Source organism: Dactylosporangium darangshiense, assembly GCF_039537565.1.
Classification (GTDB): domain Bacteria; phylum Actinomycetota; class Actinomycetes; order Mycobacteriales; family Micromonosporaceae; genus Dactylosporangium; species Dactylosporangium darangshiense.
The window spans coordinates 305526-321131 of sequence record NZ_BAABAT010000001.1 but is presented as its reverse complement, the minus strand read 5'-3'; the positions used below and the strand labels follow the sequence as shown (position 1 = coordinate 321131).

Annotated in this window: 11 protein-coding genes and 1 pseudogene; 9 read left to right on the top strand and 3 right to left on the bottom strand. The window is 71.6% G+C overall.

Going from position 1 to position 15606, the window contains the following annotated elements:
• The first annotated feature begins 58 nt into the window (after positions 1-58).
• On the top strand, positions 59-1405 hold the full coding sequence (eccB, locus tag ABD901_RS01365; RefSeq protein WP_345120291.1) for a type VII secretion protein EccB: 1347 nt from the start codon (positions 59-61) through the stop codon (positions 1403-1405).
• Here the strand turns inward: eccB and ABD901_RS01360 are convergent.
• Entirely contained in the window at positions 1399-2196 is a 798-nt protein-coding gene (locus ABD901_RS01360; RefSeq protein ID WP_345120289.1) for a DNA adenine methylase, read from the bottom strand. The two genes, eccB and ABD901_RS01360, sit on opposite strands and share 7 nt — an antisense overlap.
• Positions 2197-2328: 132 nt before the next feature.
• Between ABD901_RS01360 and ABD901_RS01355 the strand changes: the two genes are divergently transcribed.
• The gene (locus ABD901_RS01355) at positions 2329-2652 is read left to right on the top strand and encodes a WXG100 family type VII secretion target (RefSeq protein WP_345120287.1); all 324 of its coding nucleotides are present in this window, start codon (positions 2329-2331) and stop codon (positions 2650-2652) included.
• 12 nt (positions 2653-2664) lie between these two features.
• Entirely contained in the window at positions 2665-2964 is a 300-nt protein-coding gene (locus tag ABD901_RS01350; protein ID WP_345120284.1) for a WXG100 family type VII secretion target, read from the top strand.
• A 332-nt stretch (positions 2965-3296) separates the two neighbouring features.
• On the opposite strand, the gene mycP is transcribed toward ABD901_RS01350, so the two are convergent.
• Positions 3297-4553: a type VII secretion-associated serine protease mycosin gene (mycP, locus tag ABD901_RS01345; protein ID WP_345120281.1), complete on the bottom strand. Its 1257-nt coding sequence runs from the start codon at positions 4551-4553 to the stop codon at positions 3297-3299.
• 94 nt (positions 4554-4647) lie between these two features.
• Between mycP and ABD901_RS58940 the strand changes: the two are divergent.
• From ABD901_RS58940 to ABD901_RS01330, 3 genes and pseudogenes are all read left to right on the top strand, one after another.
• Positions 4648-5085 (top strand): annotated as a pseudogene (locus ABD901_RS58940) (SseB family protein); the annotation flags it as partial.
• Between the two features lie 177 nt (positions 5086-5262).
• Positions 5263-9249 carry an SseB family protein gene (locus tag ABD901_RS01335; RefSeq protein ID WP_425556655.1) on the top strand — a complete coding sequence of 1329 codons (3987 nt, stop codon included), beginning with the start codon at positions 5263-5265 and terminating at the stop codon, positions 9247-9249.
• Positions 9246-9611, top strand: a complete 366-nt coding sequence (locus ABD901_RS01330) for a hypothetical protein (RefSeq protein WP_345120278.1) — start codon at positions 9246-9248, stop codon at positions 9609-9611. The genes ABD901_RS01335 and ABD901_RS01330 overlap by 4 nt, the downstream gene beginning before the upstream one ends.
• 144 nt (positions 9612-9755) lie before the next feature.
• Here ABD901_RS01330 and ABD901_RS01325 read toward each other — a convergent pair whose 3' ends face one another.
• Positions 9756-10679, bottom strand: coding sequence for an alpha/beta fold hydrolase (locus tag ABD901_RS01325; RefSeq protein ID WP_345120276.1), 924 nt, complete (start codon positions 10677-10679; stop codon positions 9756-9758).
• Between the two features lie 61 nt (positions 10680-10740).
• Between ABD901_RS01325 and ABD901_RS01320 the strand changes: the two genes are divergently transcribed.
• From ABD901_RS01320 to ABD901_RS01310, 3 genes are all read left to right on the top strand, one after another.
• Positions 10741-11829: a C45 family autoproteolytic acyltransferase/hydrolase gene (locus tag ABD901_RS01320; RefSeq protein WP_345120274.1), complete on the top strand. Its 1089-nt coding sequence runs from the start codon at positions 10741-10743 to the stop codon at positions 11827-11829.
• A gap of 257 nt (positions 11830-12086) precedes the next feature.
• Entirely contained in the window at positions 12087-14051 is a 1965-nt protein-coding gene (locus ABD901_RS01315) for a DUF1800 domain-containing protein (protein ID WP_345120272.1), read from the top strand.
• A 22-nt stretch (positions 14052-14073) separates the two neighbouring features.
• Positions 14074-15447 carry a DUF1501 domain-containing protein gene (locus ABD901_RS01310; RefSeq protein WP_345120270.1) on the top strand — a complete coding sequence of 458 codons (1374 nt, stop codon included), beginning with the start codon at positions 14074-14076 and terminating at the stop codon, positions 15445-15447.
• Positions 15448-15606: the final 159 nt, after the last annotated feature.

Below are 15606 nucleotides of genomic sequence, written 5' to 3'. Positions count from 1 at the left end.
CCGCCGATGGAATGACTGGCTTATCGTAGGGCGCCGGTACGACAGTTTTGGGGGGCCGATGGCGTCGCGGCAGGACCAGCTGCATTCGTACCAGTTCATGGTTCAGCGGGTGGTCTCGGCACTGGTGATGCGAGACACCGATCCTGCTCAGCCGCCCTTTCGGCGGGTTGGCGGAGCCACGCTCGTCGGGCTGTTGATCGCCGCGCTGGGTGTTGGTGGTGCGGCCGCGATCGGGGCGCTGCGGCCTGGGAGTTCTGGCAAATGGCGAAATGACAAGGCGATCATTGTGGAGCAGGAGTCGGGTGCGCTTTTTGTGTACCGCGACGACGTGCTCCACCCCGTCCTGAATCAGGCCTCTGCGCTGCTCGTTCTCAACTCCGCCGGCGCGCCGACCGTTGTCGTTTCGCGCTCGGCGCTGGCCGGTGCGCCGAGGGGCGAGACGCTCGGGATTGCGGGGGCGCCCAGCTCGTTGCCGCCCGCGTCCGGGCTGCGGAAAGGGGCGTGGACGGTCTGCTCGAACGACGGCGGGTCGGTGCTGTTCGTCGGGGGTGGGCCCTCAGGGGGTACACCCCTGGGAGAAAAAGGCCTGCTGGTGACCGGGGTGCAGCAGCAGACGTATCTGGTCTGGCACGGGCACAAGCACCTCATCCGGCAGCCGGGGGCGGCGCTGCCCGCGCTGGTCTGGTCGGCCCGGGCGCAGGTGGCCGTGGCGCAGGCGCTACTGCACGCGGTGCCGTCCGGGACCGACCTGGTCACGCCCGTCGTGGCCGACCGCGGGCGGCAGGTTCCCGGCGGCCGGATCGGGCAGTTGTACGGCGTGACGTCCGGCTCCCGCACCGACGCGTTCCTGGTCACGGCGGACGGGCTCGCGTCGGTCACGCCGATGCAGGCCGCGCTGCTGCTCGCGGCGCCCGAGACCGCGGCCGTGCAGGGCGGTGGGACGCTGCTGCCGCTCGCGCCCGCGGAGTTCTCCGCGCTGGTGCAGGGGCGCACGGTCAAGGCGTTCGCGCCGGACCCGGGCGGGGACGGTGCGTTGCCGGCCGCGCCGCCGGAGCTGCTCGACGGGCGGGCCGACCAGGTGTGTACCGGCGATGCCGTCACGGTCGGCTCCACCGCGCCCGACCTGTCGCACGCGCTGCGGACCGCCTCGGCGACGGCGGACGGGGCGGTGTTGGCGGATCGGGTTGTGGTACCGCCGGGAAGTGGTGCCTTGGTGCGGACCGAAACGGGCGTGATCACGCTGGTCACCGACCTCGGGCGGCGGCATGCCGTGCCGGCGGCCGAGGCGTTGTCGGCACTCGGGTACGGCGGGCAGGAGCCGATCGCGGTGCCCAGCCAGGTGGTCGCGCTGCTGCCTGCGGGGCCTGCGCTCGACGCGGCCGCGGCCGTCCAGCCCGCTCAGTAGTTGGTGACGACCAGGTCGGAGCTCGCCCGTGCCGCCGCGCGCAGGTTGATGTCGCGGCGGGTCGCCATGCGGGTCATGGTGAACCCGGCGTAGATGCTCCGTGTGGCGTCGGTGTCACTGTTGGTCATGGTCAGCAGTACCCCGCGATCCGAAGCCTCACGCATCTGCGCCGCCAGCCGTTCGTGGTCGGCGTCGCGGAATTGGCCCGCGGTGTACCGCTTGAAGTCCGCGAACCCGCCCTCGGGCAGGTAGGGCGGGTCGAGGAAGACCCAGTCGCCGGCCGCCGCCTCGCGCAGCGCATCGGCGAAGTCACACAGGCGGACATCGGCGCACGCGAGTGCGTTGGAGGCCTCCAGCAGCGTTTCCCGGCGATAGTACGGCCTGTCATACGCTCCATACGGCACGTTGAACCCGCCGCGACGGTTGACCCGCCACAGGCCCCGGAACGCGGTCTTGTTGAGGTAGATGACGCGCGCGGCGCGCCCGATGTCGTCCAGCGCGCCCGGGTCCTGCCGCCTGACCAGCGCGAACTCCTCCGGCGTGTTGGGCATCGCGTCGAGGCGCGCCATCACCGCCTCCGGATCGGCGGCCACCGCCTGGAAACAGGCGACCAGCTCCGGATTGGCGTCGGAGAGCACTGCCTTGGCCGGCCGCAGCTCGAAGAACACGGCGGCGCTGCCCATGAACGGCTCCCAGTAGCGGCCCGTGTACGCCGGCGCGGCGGCGACGAGCTGCGCGGCGTAGCGCGTCTTTCCGCCGGCCCACTTGATGAACGACCGGCCCTCCGCCATGCCGCACATCATAAAGGCGAAATGCCGGAAGTTATCCACAGCGAAGGATTGGGTCTGGTGGGCGATCGGGGGGTGTCGATAGCGTCGGCTGACCACGTCAAAGTCCACTAACGAGAAACGGGGCGATCGCCGGTGGCTCAGACGACACAGGCCCAACAGGCCGAGCTCAATGCCGCGGCCCAGCGGTTCGAGCAGGTCAACGGGGAGCTGCAGAGCATGCTCAACACGTTGATGCGCGAGCTGGAAGTGACCCGCGGCGGCTGGCAGGGCGCCGGCGGGCGTTCGTTCGAGGCGGTGAAGGCCGCATTCAACAACGACCAGGCCGTGCTCAATCGAAATCTGCTGGAGACGGCGGAGGGTCTGCGCAGCGCGGGCCAGAACTACGGCGCGACCGACGCCGAGGCGGCGACCACGATCGGCCGCACGACCCGCACCGACCTTTCCGCTCTCGGCTGACCCGGAGGATTCGTGGACGACACGCTGGTAGTCGATTTCGGCGCGCTGGAGCACGCGAGCCAGTCCCTGCAGTCGGCGCTCAACACGCTGCACTCCCGCCTCGACGAGGCGTCGCAGCTGGGCCGCCGCCTCACCGCCAACTGGCACGGCGACGCCAAGGACGCGTATTCGCTGCGGCAGGCCAACTGGGAGCGTGCGGGTGCCGACCTGGCCCAGATGCTGCGCGACATCCGGGTGGGGGTCGAGGAGTCCATGCAGCGGTATCGCGAGACGGAGGTCCGCAACACGCACCTGTTCCCAGGGAACGGCTGAGCGGCCGGGTCGTTCAGCTTCGCGGGGGAACGGCTGAGCGGCTGGCTCCCCGGCAACGGCTGGGCGAGCGGCTCGTTCAGCGGCGCCCACCCCGCAGAGCCGCGGCGCGCCCACTCCGCTCGGCTGCGGGGTGGGCGCCGCTGTGTCTCGGGCGTAGACCGGTACAGCGGCGCGAAGCTGAGCCACGGATGCGCCTCGAACGGATCCGATCTATCGGGCACAGGTTTGTCGGGCACGGGTTCGTCAGGACCAGACGCCCGACAAATCGGATATGTCAGCATTTGGCCGGGCGACCGGACGCGGAGTCAGTGGACAGCCGCGACGGGCTTGAGTCAGCGCCTCGGTGACGGGCTGAAAGCTGGTTCGGTGCGGTCGGGCGTCGGCGGCTGTGAAGGCGGAAGCTCCCGCAGGCCGGGGCGCCACCCACGGCGACGGCCGCGGGGAACCACCACGGCGATCAAGAACCCGATCGCGACCGTCAGCAGGCCGGCAAACGCCAACAAGAGCGTCTGGTTGCGAGCTGCCATGTGTGCGGCGGACGAGGCGCGGGCGGGCTGGGCAAGAGGCTGGGCGGCCGGTCGAGGGGAGGCGCCCGTGTACTCGGTGAGGGCGCGGTACGGGTTGAGGACGCCGGCGCCGTAGCCGGGGCCCGCGTGGCCGCCGTCTGCCGTGGCGGTCAGCTGGGCGGCGACCTGGGCGGCGGAGAGATCCGGGCGGTACTGGCGCAGCAGAGCCGCCGTGGCTGACACGAACGGGGTGGCGAAGCTGGTGCCGTCGACGAGCTGGAGGCCGTCCGGTGTTGCCGTTGTCACAATCTGGGCGCCGGGGGCGACGAGGTCGACGTACGGGCCGATCTGCGATGTCGTGACGCGCTGGGTGTCCGGGGAGACGGAACCGACGCCGAGCACGCCGTCGTACGCGGCGGGGTATGGGGTCTTGTTGCCCTGCTCGGCGCCGTTGCCGACGGCGGCGATCACGACCACGTCGTTGTCCACGGCGTAGCGGACCGCGTCGCGGACGATCTCGTCGTCGCGGTACGTGACCAGGGAAAGGTTGATCACGCCGGCGTGGTGCGCCACTGCATCGCGGATGGCGGCCGCCAGGCCCGCGGGGGTGCCGCGGCGGCCCGACAGGGAGCCGTCCTCGGCCTCGGTCTGCTCGCTGACGCGCAGGGCCAGGATCGTCGCAGCGGGGGCCAGGCCACGAAAAGGGGAGCCGGCGACGGCGCGGGCGGCGATGATGCCCGCGACGCCCGTTCCGTGGCCGACGCAGTCGAGCACCGAGTTGCCGCCGTCCAGTTGGTCGGGGCCGGGTTGCACGGCGCCTTGCAGCTGCGGGTGTCGTGCGTCCACGCCGGAGTCGATCACCGCCACCACGATGCCGTGGCCGTCTGCCAGGGCGTTCAGCTGCGATTGGTCGTACCACTGCTGGGGCCATGGCGTGCCCGACGGGGCCGGAGGTGGGCGGCGGACGGTGCCCGGGCAGCCTGCCGGGGCCGTTGCCACGGCCGGATCCGGGGTGAGGAAACCCGCAAGAGCTAGTAAAACCGCCAAAGCGGACATCGCGCTTCGATGCGGCATGCGTTTCATGTTAGAACGGAGGGTGTCGATGGACTGTCCCGTCGAACGACCCGATGGGTGCCGCGAATGAGACAGCGCTGTGAGGCATGGGGCTTCGATCGCTATGCTGGCCGGAGCGCTTGCCCGCGTCGCACCCCTCGAATTGCCCTGGCCGTATAGGTTAGGTTTCGGCGACGCGGCGGTTTCCGAGCCCGAAGAGGGGGTGGCCGTGAGCGAGTGGGAGCCGGCCACCGAGGCCGAGGTCGCCATGCGTGACGCGCTGCGCGCAAACGACCAGGAGCAGTACTTTCGCATCCTGGCGCGCGCGGACGTCCTGCTGCCGATCTCGCCCGACAGCTCGCCCAACGGCGAAGGTGGCTGGGGGACCTGGACCACCGAAGGTCGCACGCACGTGCTGGCCTTCACCTCGCCGTCGGCGCTGCAGGAGTGCCTGGCGGGCCACCCGGGCACGCATCGCCGGGTGCCGTTCCGCGACCTCGCCGGGATCTGGCCCAACGTCGATTGGTGGCTGGCGGTCAACCCCGGCCTGCCGATCGAGGGCTACCTGCCTTCGTGGTTCGTGACGCAGATCAGCCGCGGCGACGTCCGCCTTCCGGGCCGCACGCTGGGCGCGCGGGCCCGCATCGAGCAGGCGTCCGCCCGGACTCGGGCCGTGGCGCAGGTACCGCTGCGTACCGTGCCCAACCAGCCCGCGCCGACGCCGATCGAGCGCCAGCGGATGCGCGCCGACCAGTCCGGGCAGAACGTCGCCGCCGCGAGCCCGCCGGTCGCGCCCGCGCCCGCGCCGCCCGCTGTGCCGCCGCCCGCGAGCCCGCCGCTGTATCCGGGGCAGGCCGGTTCATATCCGGCAACGCCCTCGCCCGTCCCGCCGCCGTCGGCCCCGCCCGCGCCGCCCGCCGTGCCGCGCCGCGAGGTCCCGATGCCGGACGTGGCGCCGCCGGGCGCATTTCTGCCGACTCGGGCGGATCGCCCGATTCACTTCGAGCGGTCCTCGGGCCGTTCTTCCTTCCCCAGTGGTACGCCAGGAGCTCAGCCGCAGGACAACGGCACCCCGACATCGGGCGCGCCGACCTCGGGCGCCGGTGCCGTGCGCGGCCGCGCCTCGTTCCCCGGCGCCGCCTCCCGCGCCCTGTTCGACGACTCCGACCGCAAGTCGCTGGACGTGCCCGGCGAGCGCGAGCTCTTCTCCGGCCTCGACCGCGGGCCGTCCGCCCGCACCGACCTGCCCACGCGCCCGCAGAACGGCGGCGCGCCCCCGTCCGGCCTCCCGACGCGGCCCGCGGGCGGCGAGTCCGGCCTGCCCTCGCGCCCGGTCGCCGGCGGCGAGCCCGGGCTGCCCCCGCGGCCGGGTGAGTCCGGCCTTCCGTCGCGGCCGATTGGCGGCGGCGCGTCTGGCCTGCCCTCGCGGCCGGTGAGTGGTGGCGAGTCGGGCCTGTCGATGCGCCCGACGAGCGGCGCGTCCGGACTGCCGTCTCGCCCCGTCGGCGGCGAGCCCGGCCTCCCACAGCGCCCGCTCGGCGGCGAGCCCGGCCTCCCACAGCGCCCGCTCGGCGCTGACCCCGGCCTCCCGCAGCGCCCGCGTGGCGGCGAGCCCGGCCTTCCGCAGCGCCCGCTCGGCGGCGAGTCCGGGCTTCCGCAGCGTCCGGGTGCGGGTCAGGAGCCGGGGCGCGACGACGCCGGCGGGGATCCGCGGCGGTACTGGCCGCGGCGGGATCCGGCGCGCAGCCTGGGCGAGATCTACACCGAGCACGCCGAACCGGTCATTCCGGCCGCGTGGCAGCCGCCGCCGGACCTGCCGCTGGCCTCGGGGCCGCCGCTGCCGACGCGACAGCCGCAGACGGCGCGGCCCGAGGCGGAGCCGCCCGCGGCGTACCGGCCGGGTGGACCACTGCCGTCGCGGCCCGGCGCCGAGGAGCCGGGCGCGTTCCGCTCGGGCGAGGGGCTGCAGCCGCGTCCGCGGTCCGGCGAGCCGTTGCCGCAGCGTCCCCTTTCGAGTGAACCGTTGGCGCAACGGCCGGGGCTGATCGATCCAGGGAGCTTCGCGAGCGGCCCGCCGGCCGTGGAGGAGCCGCAGCCGAGCCCGTCCGGGTGGGCGGGCTCGGCGGACGTGCGCCCCGGCCGGTCCGGGCTCGCGACTCGCGGTGGAGGCGACACGTTCCGCGGCGACGACTCCTTCCGCGGTGGTGACTCCTTCCGTGGCGGTGACGAGGTCGAGGCGGGCCGGGAAGAGGCCGTGCGTGGGCAGGAGGGCGCCGGGCAGCCGTGGCGTCCGGCCGAGCCGCCCGCGCCGCTGCCGTTCGACCGGCCGGTGCTCGACCGGCCCGGGTTCGGCCGGCTCGACACCGAGGCGCCCGAAGTGAGCGAGGCGCCGACGGCCGAGGCCGCGCCGGGCGCATCGGGCGGGGCGTTCGGGGAAGTTGCCGCCGGGGCGCGCAGCGCCGGTTTCGGGGGCAGCGACCTCGATGATCATCCGTTCTTCTCCGACGTTTCGGACACGCCGTCGTCGTGGGCCGCCGAGCGCGGGTCGTTCGAGTCGCGCCAGTCGGCGGACTCCGCGACGCGGTCGGAGCCGACGCCTTCGGGCTGGGCCGGCGCTGACCAGGAACGGTCGGCCTGGCCGGGCCCGGACCAGCAGCGGCAGGAGCCGGTGCAGGCGGCCTGGTCGAGCACCGATCAGCAGCGGTCCGAGCCGGCGCGGCCGGGTTGGTCGGGCACGGATCAGCGATCGGAGCCGACGCAGCCGACCTGGTCGGGCACGGATCAGCGGCCGGATCCGACGCAGTCGAGCTGGTCGGGCGCGGATCAGCAGCGGTCGGCGTGGTCGGGCGGCGAGGAGGCGCGGCAGGAGCCGGCGTCGTCCACGTGGTCGGCCAGCGAACCAACGCGGTCGCCGTGGCCGGGTGCCGAAGAGCCGCAGAGTGAGCCGTCGTCGTTCTTCAGCGGGCGCGCCGAAGTCGGCCGTGCCGAAGTCGGGCGCAGCGACATTGGCCGTGCCGAAGTCGGGCGCGCCGACGTTGGGTTCGGGCAGAGTGACGCTGGCCGGGCCGAGGTCGGGCGCGATGAGTTCGGGTCCGACGGTGGGTTTGCCGGCGGCGGGAACGAGCCGGGCGCGACGCCGTCGTTCTTCGGGGCGCCCGGTGAAGGCGGAGGTGCGGCCGAGGAGCCGCGGCCGTTCTTCGACGACGAACCGGGGGCGCGGTCGTTCAGCGCGTTCACGGAGTCGCGGGCCGACGATCCGCCGATTCGGGACCCGTACGCGGCGCTGGCCGATCTGCGCTCCGAGCCCGAAGCCGGCGAGCCGGTGCAGGTCTCGTTCGCCTCGGGTGTCGACGAGCTCGCGCAGCCGCACGAGAGCGCGGGCGACGAGAAGGAGAACACCGGGTCGTTCTTCCTCGTCGGGCCGGGGCGCGAAGCCGTGCGGGCCGACGAGGAGCCGTCGCCGTCGCTGCGGACGTTCTTCGAGGACGGGGCCGCCGAGCGGCCGGACTTCCAGCAGGATGCCGTTCCGGACGCGTCGGCCACGGCCGATGACGAGCCGACGCGGGTGGGGGAGCCGGCGTTCTCGTGGAGCAGCCTGGCCGACGAGCCGACGACCATGTACCACGTCGAGCCGACGCGGGAGCCCACGCACGAGCCGGTGTACGAGCCGGAGATCGTCGACGACGCGCCGCCCGTCCGGCTGCATGACGAGATCGTCGATGCCGAAGTCGTGACGCCGGCGGCCAGGGCGGCCAAGGCGGATCCGGACTTCCGGCCCGCGAACACGGTTGAGCAGGACCTGTTCGAGGCCGTGCAGGCCAACAGCACCGACCGGTTCCTCTCGACGCTGCTGCTGGCCAAGGTGATCATTCCGTTCTGGACCGGCGACGGGCCGGTCGAGCCGGCCAACATGCGCACCGAGCACATGAACGGGCTGCCGCACCTGGTGGTGTTCACGTCGCAGGAGCGCATGCAGGAGCGGCTGGGCGCCGACGCGCAGGGGAGCTTGATCAAGTTCACGCGGCTGATCCGGCACTGGCCGCCCGGCGACCAGCTGGCGTTCGCGATCAACCCCGAGTCGCCGGCGGGTGCCGTGCTGCCGGGGACCGAGGTCGTGCAGCTGGCCACGTGGGCGACCGAGCTCGGGCTCGGCGTGGACGATCCGGACGACCAGCCGGCTGTCGAGGCGTCCAAGCCCGCGCCCGAGCCGGAGCGGCGGCCCGCGTACGAGCCGCCGGGCGCCGGGCGCGAGCAGGTCATGCAGAAGCCGATCTCGCCGGAGCAGCTCTCGCACTACCTCGAGCGCAACTACGACCGGGTGTCCGGGTTCGTGCACCGTGCCGGTGAGGTCCAGCATCTGCGCACGCCCGACCAGCTGTACAACGCGCTCGGGCTCGGCTACGCCGGGTCTTCGTTCAAGCCGGACGCCGACGAGGCCTACGTCCTGCGCTGGATCTCCTACCGCGGCGACCTGTACCGAATCCCCTACGGCGGGCCGTCGCACGAGGCGATGCGCGCCATGGAGGGCTGGGTCATCGAGCGGCCGCCGTTCCGCGGCAACGGCTTCGCGCCGAGCGAGACCGGCGACGTCATCGCCGAGTTCAAGGTCGACAGCGCGCGGCTGCCGCACAACGCCGAGCTGTGGCGCGTGCGGCGCGACGGCCAGCAGGAGCTTATCGCCCGCCTCGACGCGGACGGCCCGGCGTGGCGGAGGGTCGGCTCGTGATCCGCGACGGCTACGCGGCCCGCTGGCGCGGCGCCGAGTACGAGGCCAGCCCCGACGGCGACGACGTGCGCCTCTACCGCCCGGACGCGAGCGACGGCTTCGACGAGGTGCGCCCCGGCCGGCACCGCCGGATCGTGCACCGCGGCGACGTCGACGACCTCGTGTACGTGCGGACCACCTGCTTCTGGCGCGACCAGCCGTTCATCGTGCTGGGCGAGCACGACGGCTGGCTGCGCGTCGAGTACACGGGCGGGCGTGCGCCGGTCGCCGCCGAGCTCGGGCTCGAGGAGTTCGACTACGGCGTGTATCAGGGCTGGGCGCCCAAGGCCGAGGTCAGCGAGCTGCGCGAGTACCGCGTCTGAGGTCTTGGCACCACGGACCTGGCAGGGAGGCGCCCCAGCGCCGACCGCTTCGCCAAGCCTGGCTCGATGAGCTTCGCGTAGATCGCCCCAGACCCGGCGCTGGTGGGAACAACGGTCGTCAGTTGCATGGACCCGAGTCATGCATTATCCGGCTTTTGCCCATCTGACGATTTCGCCCGTGATCAGGTCGGGTTGTTCGAGATGCGGGAAATGCGCGGCGTTGGGCAACAGGCGCCATTCGTACTCGGCGAGCACGTAGCGTCCGGAACCCTGCGCGGTGCGTGGCAGCACGGCGGGGTCGAGTGCGCCGTGCAGCTGCAGCGTCGGGGCCGTCACGGGCTGTTGCAGGAGCTTCACGAAGCGGTACCCCTGCAGCCGCAGCGCCGAGCGAACGGCCCATCGGTAGGTCTCCATCGCGCAGAACGCGGCCTGCGGGATCTGCATCGCCTCGCGGCAGCACGCTTCGTAGTCGCGATATGACTCTCGCGCGGTCCAGTCCGGCGCGCCCCAGCGGCGCAGGTAGTCGCCGACGAGCGCGGCGTCGTGCTTGGTCAGCACGTGTTCGAAGCGCGGCACCTGGAAGCGCAGCACGGGCTTGGCCGCGGCGAGCTGGCCGCGCGGGTCGGTGGCCAGGCCGGCGCGCAGCCGCAGCGGGTGCGCGGCGCCGAGCACGACCAGGCGGCGGACCATCTTCGGGTGGAACGCGGCGGTCGCCCACGCGATCATGCCGCCGTAGCCGGCGCCGACCAGGATCGCACTGCGCTCGCCGAGCGCGCGGATGAGGCCGGCGACGTCGCCCGCCATCGTGTACCCGTCGTAACCGCGCGGTGGCTTGTCGCTCGCGCCGTAGCCGCGCAGGTCCACGGCGACCGCGCGGAAGCCGGCTTCGGCTACGGAGTGTAGCTGGTTGTGCCACGCGTACCAGAACTCGGGGAATCCGTGCAGGAACAGCACCAGCGGCCCGGTGCCCGCCTCCACCACGTGGAAGCGCGTGCCGTTGGCGCTGACGAATCGGTGCGACCACGGCCCGTCGATCATGACGCACGTGTCGTCAACCGAGGGGTTCATGTCGCTCAGCGTAGGGCCAAGAGGGTCGAAATCCCGCCAGGCGGACGGTTACGTTCTCGCCATGGATTTGCCCCTGCCGCTGATTTCTGTCTCCGGTACACCTCGTGAGTGCGGCATTGCGTACGGTGTGGCCGCCGCCGATCTCATCAGGGCGAACACGGCGAGCTACATGGCCCGCTTCGCCGCCGTTGCCGGCATTGACGCCGAGCGATCACGTGGCTACGGCGCGCTGTTTCGCGAGGCGTCACACCGGCATGCCCCACGCGTCGCCGAGATGCTCGACGGCGTTGCCGAGGGTGCCGGCGTGCACACGGACGAGATCTATGCGCTGAACGGGCGCACCGAGCTGATTTACGGAGCGTATCCGCACGAGTGCACCGCCATCGCCGTGCTGGGTGAGCGCAGCGTCACCGGGCACACACTGCTCGCGCAGAACTGGGACTGGCACCCCGACCAGCGCCCCTACGCGCTGCTGCTGGCCACTCACGACGAGCTCGGCGGCCGGGTCCTGGCGCTGACCGAGGCCGGCATGCTCGCCAAGACCGGGCTCAACGGCGCCGGGCTGGGCGTCTGCGTCAACATGCTGGGCACGGAGCGTGACTGCCGCGACGGCGGTGTGCCGTACCACGTGCTGCTGCGCGCCGCGCTCGACGCGCGCCACCTCGGCGCCGCGATCAAGGCCGCCTGCGCACCGCCGCGCGGTGCGAGCATCAACCTGCTCGTGGGTCAGGCCTTTGCCGCCGGTACCCCGGGCGAGGCGATCGATCTCGAGATTGCGCCCGGCGACGCCGGCTTCCTGCACCCGGTCGACGGGGTCATCACGCACGCGAACCACTTCGAGACCGCGCTCTCCGCGATCGACACGCTCAAGAGCTTCGGCGGCTCGTCGTTCTTCCGCGCCGCCCGGGCGCGCCGGCTGCTCGGCGCCGGCCCGATCGACGAGGCGCTCCTGCGGCGCGTGCTGCGCGATCACGGCGGCCACCCACAGTCGATCTGCCGCCACGACGAGCCGGACCTGCCGGAGGCGGATCGAGCCGAGTCGCTCTACTCGGTCTTGCTCGACCTGGACGAACGCCGCATGTCGATCGCCGCCGGCCCGCCGTGCACGGGCGCGGGTTACCACGACGTGTGGCTCGACAGAACCGGCTGAACCGGACGTGCGAGAAGTTACAAACCAACCTTAAATATAGCTGTGCTGATATCGGTTTCGCTGTGGGTTTGTTACATGCGTTTCAGCAGCTCACTGCCACTTCCGAGGCACGCATTAAGGATCTTGTGACCTTGGGTCACCGAGCTTGTCTTAAGTCCCGATCAGGGCGCTTCAGTCGTGGGTTGAACGGCTTCTGAGCAGCCACTACCTTCCGATTTCGACACGCGCTCCCCCCATCGTCTGATCGGGACCTGTAGATGAACGAGCGTTACGACCCGTACGGCGACTCGTACTACGAGTCCGGGTACGAGGACCAGACCGGTCGATACGACCGCCGCTCCGCCGGCCCGCGCGGCACCGGCTCGATGCCCGCCGACCGTGGCGGCTCCGGTCCGCACTTCTACGACCCGAGCGCGAGTCGCGGCCGCGGCGGCCCCCTGCCGGACCTCGACGAGGACGACGAGTACGACGACGAGCCGTCGAACTGGCGCCGCCGCGCCGCGATGGTCGCCATCGGCGGCGGCGCGGCCGCGCTGATCGGCGGCGGCGCGTACGCCGTCACGCAGTTCTTCGGCAAGGGCACCCAGCCCGAGGGAGCCGCCGCCGCCGAGTCGGCCGCCGCCGACACCGCCGCCCCGGCGTACGTCGACCAGAACCAGAGCCTCATGAACGGCAACGCCGGCCTGGGCATCCGCAAGAACACCCCGACATCGGGCTCCTCGTTCGGCACCCCCGCCGACGCCGCCAAGAACGCGGTCGTCAAGGCCAACACCGTGCTGCCGAAGAAGGACCCGGTCCGCCACCTCGCGAGCCGGCTCACGTTCGGGCCGAACGCCAAGGTCGTCAGCGACATCACCAAGCTGGGCATCAACGGCTGGATCGACAAGCAGATGAAGCCGGAGACGATCCCGCTGACCCGCGGCGAGCAGAAGGCCGACGCCGAGCTCGTCACCTGGGCGATGACGTACGACCAGCTCAAGGCGCAGCGCGACGACCTGGACAAGAAGGGCATCCACGCCGACGACCAGAACGTCAAGTACGCCATCGCCAAGCAGCTGTTCTCCGATCGCCAGCTGTTCGAGATGATGGTCGACTTCTTCGACGACTACCTGCACGTCGCGGCGTTCCACGACGGCAACGAGCTGGTCCGGGCGTCCTTCGAGCGCGACGTCATCCGCAAGCACGCGCTGGGCAACTACGTCGACATGTTCGTCGCCGCGAACCGCCACCCGGCCCTGCTGCGCTACCTCGACCAGCAGGAGTCGACGAAGGACCAGATCAACGAGAACCTGGCCCGCGAGAACCTCGAGCTCTACACCGTCGGCGCCTTCAACGGCTACAACGAGGCCGACGTGCGCCAGGCGGCGATGCTGCAGACGGGCCGGAGCATCCGCGACAACCAGTACGTGTACCGGCCCGAGCAGCACTACGTCGGCCCGGTGAAGATCATGGGCTTCTCGCACCCGAACGGCGACGCCGCGGGCGGCGAGGCGGTGCAGGAGGCGTACTTCCGCTACATCGCGCTGCACCCGAACACGGCGCGCTACATGGCGCAGAACCTGGCGACCCGGTTCGTCTCCGACGTCCCGCCGAAGACTCTTGTCGACGCCATGGCCAAGACGTACGTCGACAAGAAGAGCAACATTCCCGCGGTACTCATGACGATGCTGTCGCGGACCGAGTTCTGGGAGTCCGTCGGACAGAAGGTGCGCCGCCCCGGCGAGTACCTCACCGCCACCTACCGGGCGCTCGAGATCGGCGCGGACGCGCCGGCCGGGTTCACGTCGAACAACACGAACGTCAGCCCGATGGTGCAGGGCCTCGGCGACATCATGCGCAAGCTCGAGGAGTTCGGGCACGCGCCGATGGAGCTGCCGACGCCGAACGGGTACCCGGACGTGTACGTCGCCTGGACCTCCGCCGGGACCATGGTCAACCAGTGGAACGACGCGTACACCGCGATCACCGGCGGCCGGCGCCAGTTCACCTGGACCAAGCCCGAGGCGCTCATCGCCAACCCGCCGGCCACCGCGGGCGCCTACCTGGACGCGCTGAGCAAGAAGCTCATCAACGTCACCCTCGACAACGATCGCAAGACCGCGATCCTGCACATCGTCAGCCCGACGATGACCGCCACCACCCCGGTGGACGCCACGTTCAACGGCGGCATCGCCGCGGTCGCGCGCGCGATCTTCGCCACCCCCCACCACCACCTCCGGTAGGCGGCACACCATGGAGAAGCCAGTGCGGAAGCAGAAGTCGCTCCACCCGGAGTGCCCCGACCTGCTGCGGCTCGGCCCGAACCGGTTCGAGGCCTCGCTTCGGGCCGAGGCGGTCGCGGTGCAGGAAGAGCAGAAGAGCGTCCGGAATCGGTACCTCGACCTCGCGCGCGAAGAGGATGCGCAGGAGGACGGCCGGGGCGTGACCCGCCGTCGCTTCGTCGTCGGCGCGGCGGCCACCACGACGGCGCTGGCGACCAGCCAGTTCCTCACCACGCAGGCCTCGTTCGCCGCCTCCCCGACGGGCACGCTCATCCACGTGTTCCTCTACGGCGGCGCCGACGCGCTGTCGCTCTTCGCCCCGATGGACGACGCGGTGCTCACCCGGGTCCGGCCGAGCTTCACGCTGCCGACCAACACGTCGCTCGCGCTCGACCGCGGCTTCGGCCTCAACGAGTCGTTCGCGCCGCTCAAGAAGTACCTGGACGCGGGCCAGCTGGCCTTCATCCCGGCGGTGAGCGACCGGCGCCTGGACCGCAGCCACTTCGCGGCCACCGACATCTGCCAGCTCGGCGGCCTGCCGGCCGAGACCGGCGGCATGGGCTGGCTCACCAACCTCGCCGACAAGCTCGGCCCCGGCACCGCCTTCCGCGCGATCGGCATCGGCTCCACGCTGCCGCGCTCCCTCGTCGGCGGCGGCGGCGCGCTCGCCCTCAACAGCGTCGCGTCCCTCAACGTCAACGGCGACGGCAAGTTCAAGCAGCCGACGGTCGACGCGATCAAGGCCCTGTTCACCGGCGTCAACCACCCGATCGAGGCCCCGGTCAAGGCCGGCATCGACGCCCTCACCCTCGCGAGCAAGCTCGCGCAGGAGGGCTACACCCCGGCGAACAGCGTGAAGTACACCGGCGTCGGCAATGCCTTCCGCGAGCTCGCCCAACTGATCAAGGGCGGCGCCAACGTGCGCATCGCCACCGTCGGCATGGGCGGCTGGGACACCCACGAGAACCAGGGCACCCGCGGCGGCTACGTCGCACAGCACTTCGGCGAGCTAGCCTCAGGTATGGCCGCTTTCTTCGACGACCTCGGCCCCGACCTCGCCTCGAACGTCACCATCATGGTCTCGAGCGAGTTCGGCCGCCGCGTAGCCGAGAACGGCGGCGGCACCGACCACGGCCACGGCGGCGGCGTCGTGGTCCTGTCCGGCAAGAAGCTCGCCGGCAAGCTCCTCGGCACCTGGAACGGCCTCGACACCCTGATCAACGGCGACGTGCCGGAAATGAACAACATGTTCTCAGTGTTTGGATCAGTAGCACAGGGCCGGTTCGGCCTGACCGACGCCGAGGTCGGTCAGATCTTCCCGCGCCAGACCTACACCCCAGTGAAGATCTACGCGTAGCTCCACCTACGCGTACCAGGGGCGGCCCCGGTCCCGGGGGCCGCCCCCTTTTACGCTCCCAATTGGGACATTTCCCGCACCACGCGATCTCACCTGGCCCGCTCAGCCCTTCGGGCGGCATTTCCTTTCCACGATCACGCTGTTTTCGGCCTGCCCGGG

Excerpts from the sequence above, each read along its gene's own strand:
- mycP (WP_345120281.1), bottom strand. The coding sequence starts at position 4,553 with ATGAAACGCATGCCGCATCGAAGCGCGATGTCCGCTTTGGCGGTTTTA.
- eccB (WP_345120291.1), top strand. The coding sequence starts at position 59 with ATGGCGTCGCGGCAGGACCAGCTGCATTCGTACCAGTTCATGGTTCAG.
- ABD901_RS01315 (WP_345120272.1), top strand. The coding sequence starts at position 12,087 with ATGAACGAGCGTTACGACCCGTACGGCGACTCGTACTACGAGTCCGGG.
- ABD901_RS01360 (WP_345120289.1), bottom strand. The coding sequence starts at position 2,196 with ATGGCGGAGGGCCGGTCGTTCATCAAGTGGGCCGGCGGAAAGACGCGC.
- ABD901_RS01320 (WP_345120274.1), top strand. The coding sequence starts at position 10,741 with ATGGATTTGCCCCTGCCGCTGATTTCTGTCTCCGGTACACCTCGTGAG.
- ABD901_RS01335 (WP_425556655.1), top strand. The coding sequence starts at position 5,263 with ATGCGCGCCGACCAGTCCGGGCAGAACGTCGCCGCCGCGAGCCCGCCG.
- ABD901_RS01325 (WP_345120276.1), bottom strand. The coding sequence starts at position 10,679 with ATGAACCCCTCGGTTGACGACACGTGCGTCATGATCGACGGGCCGTGG.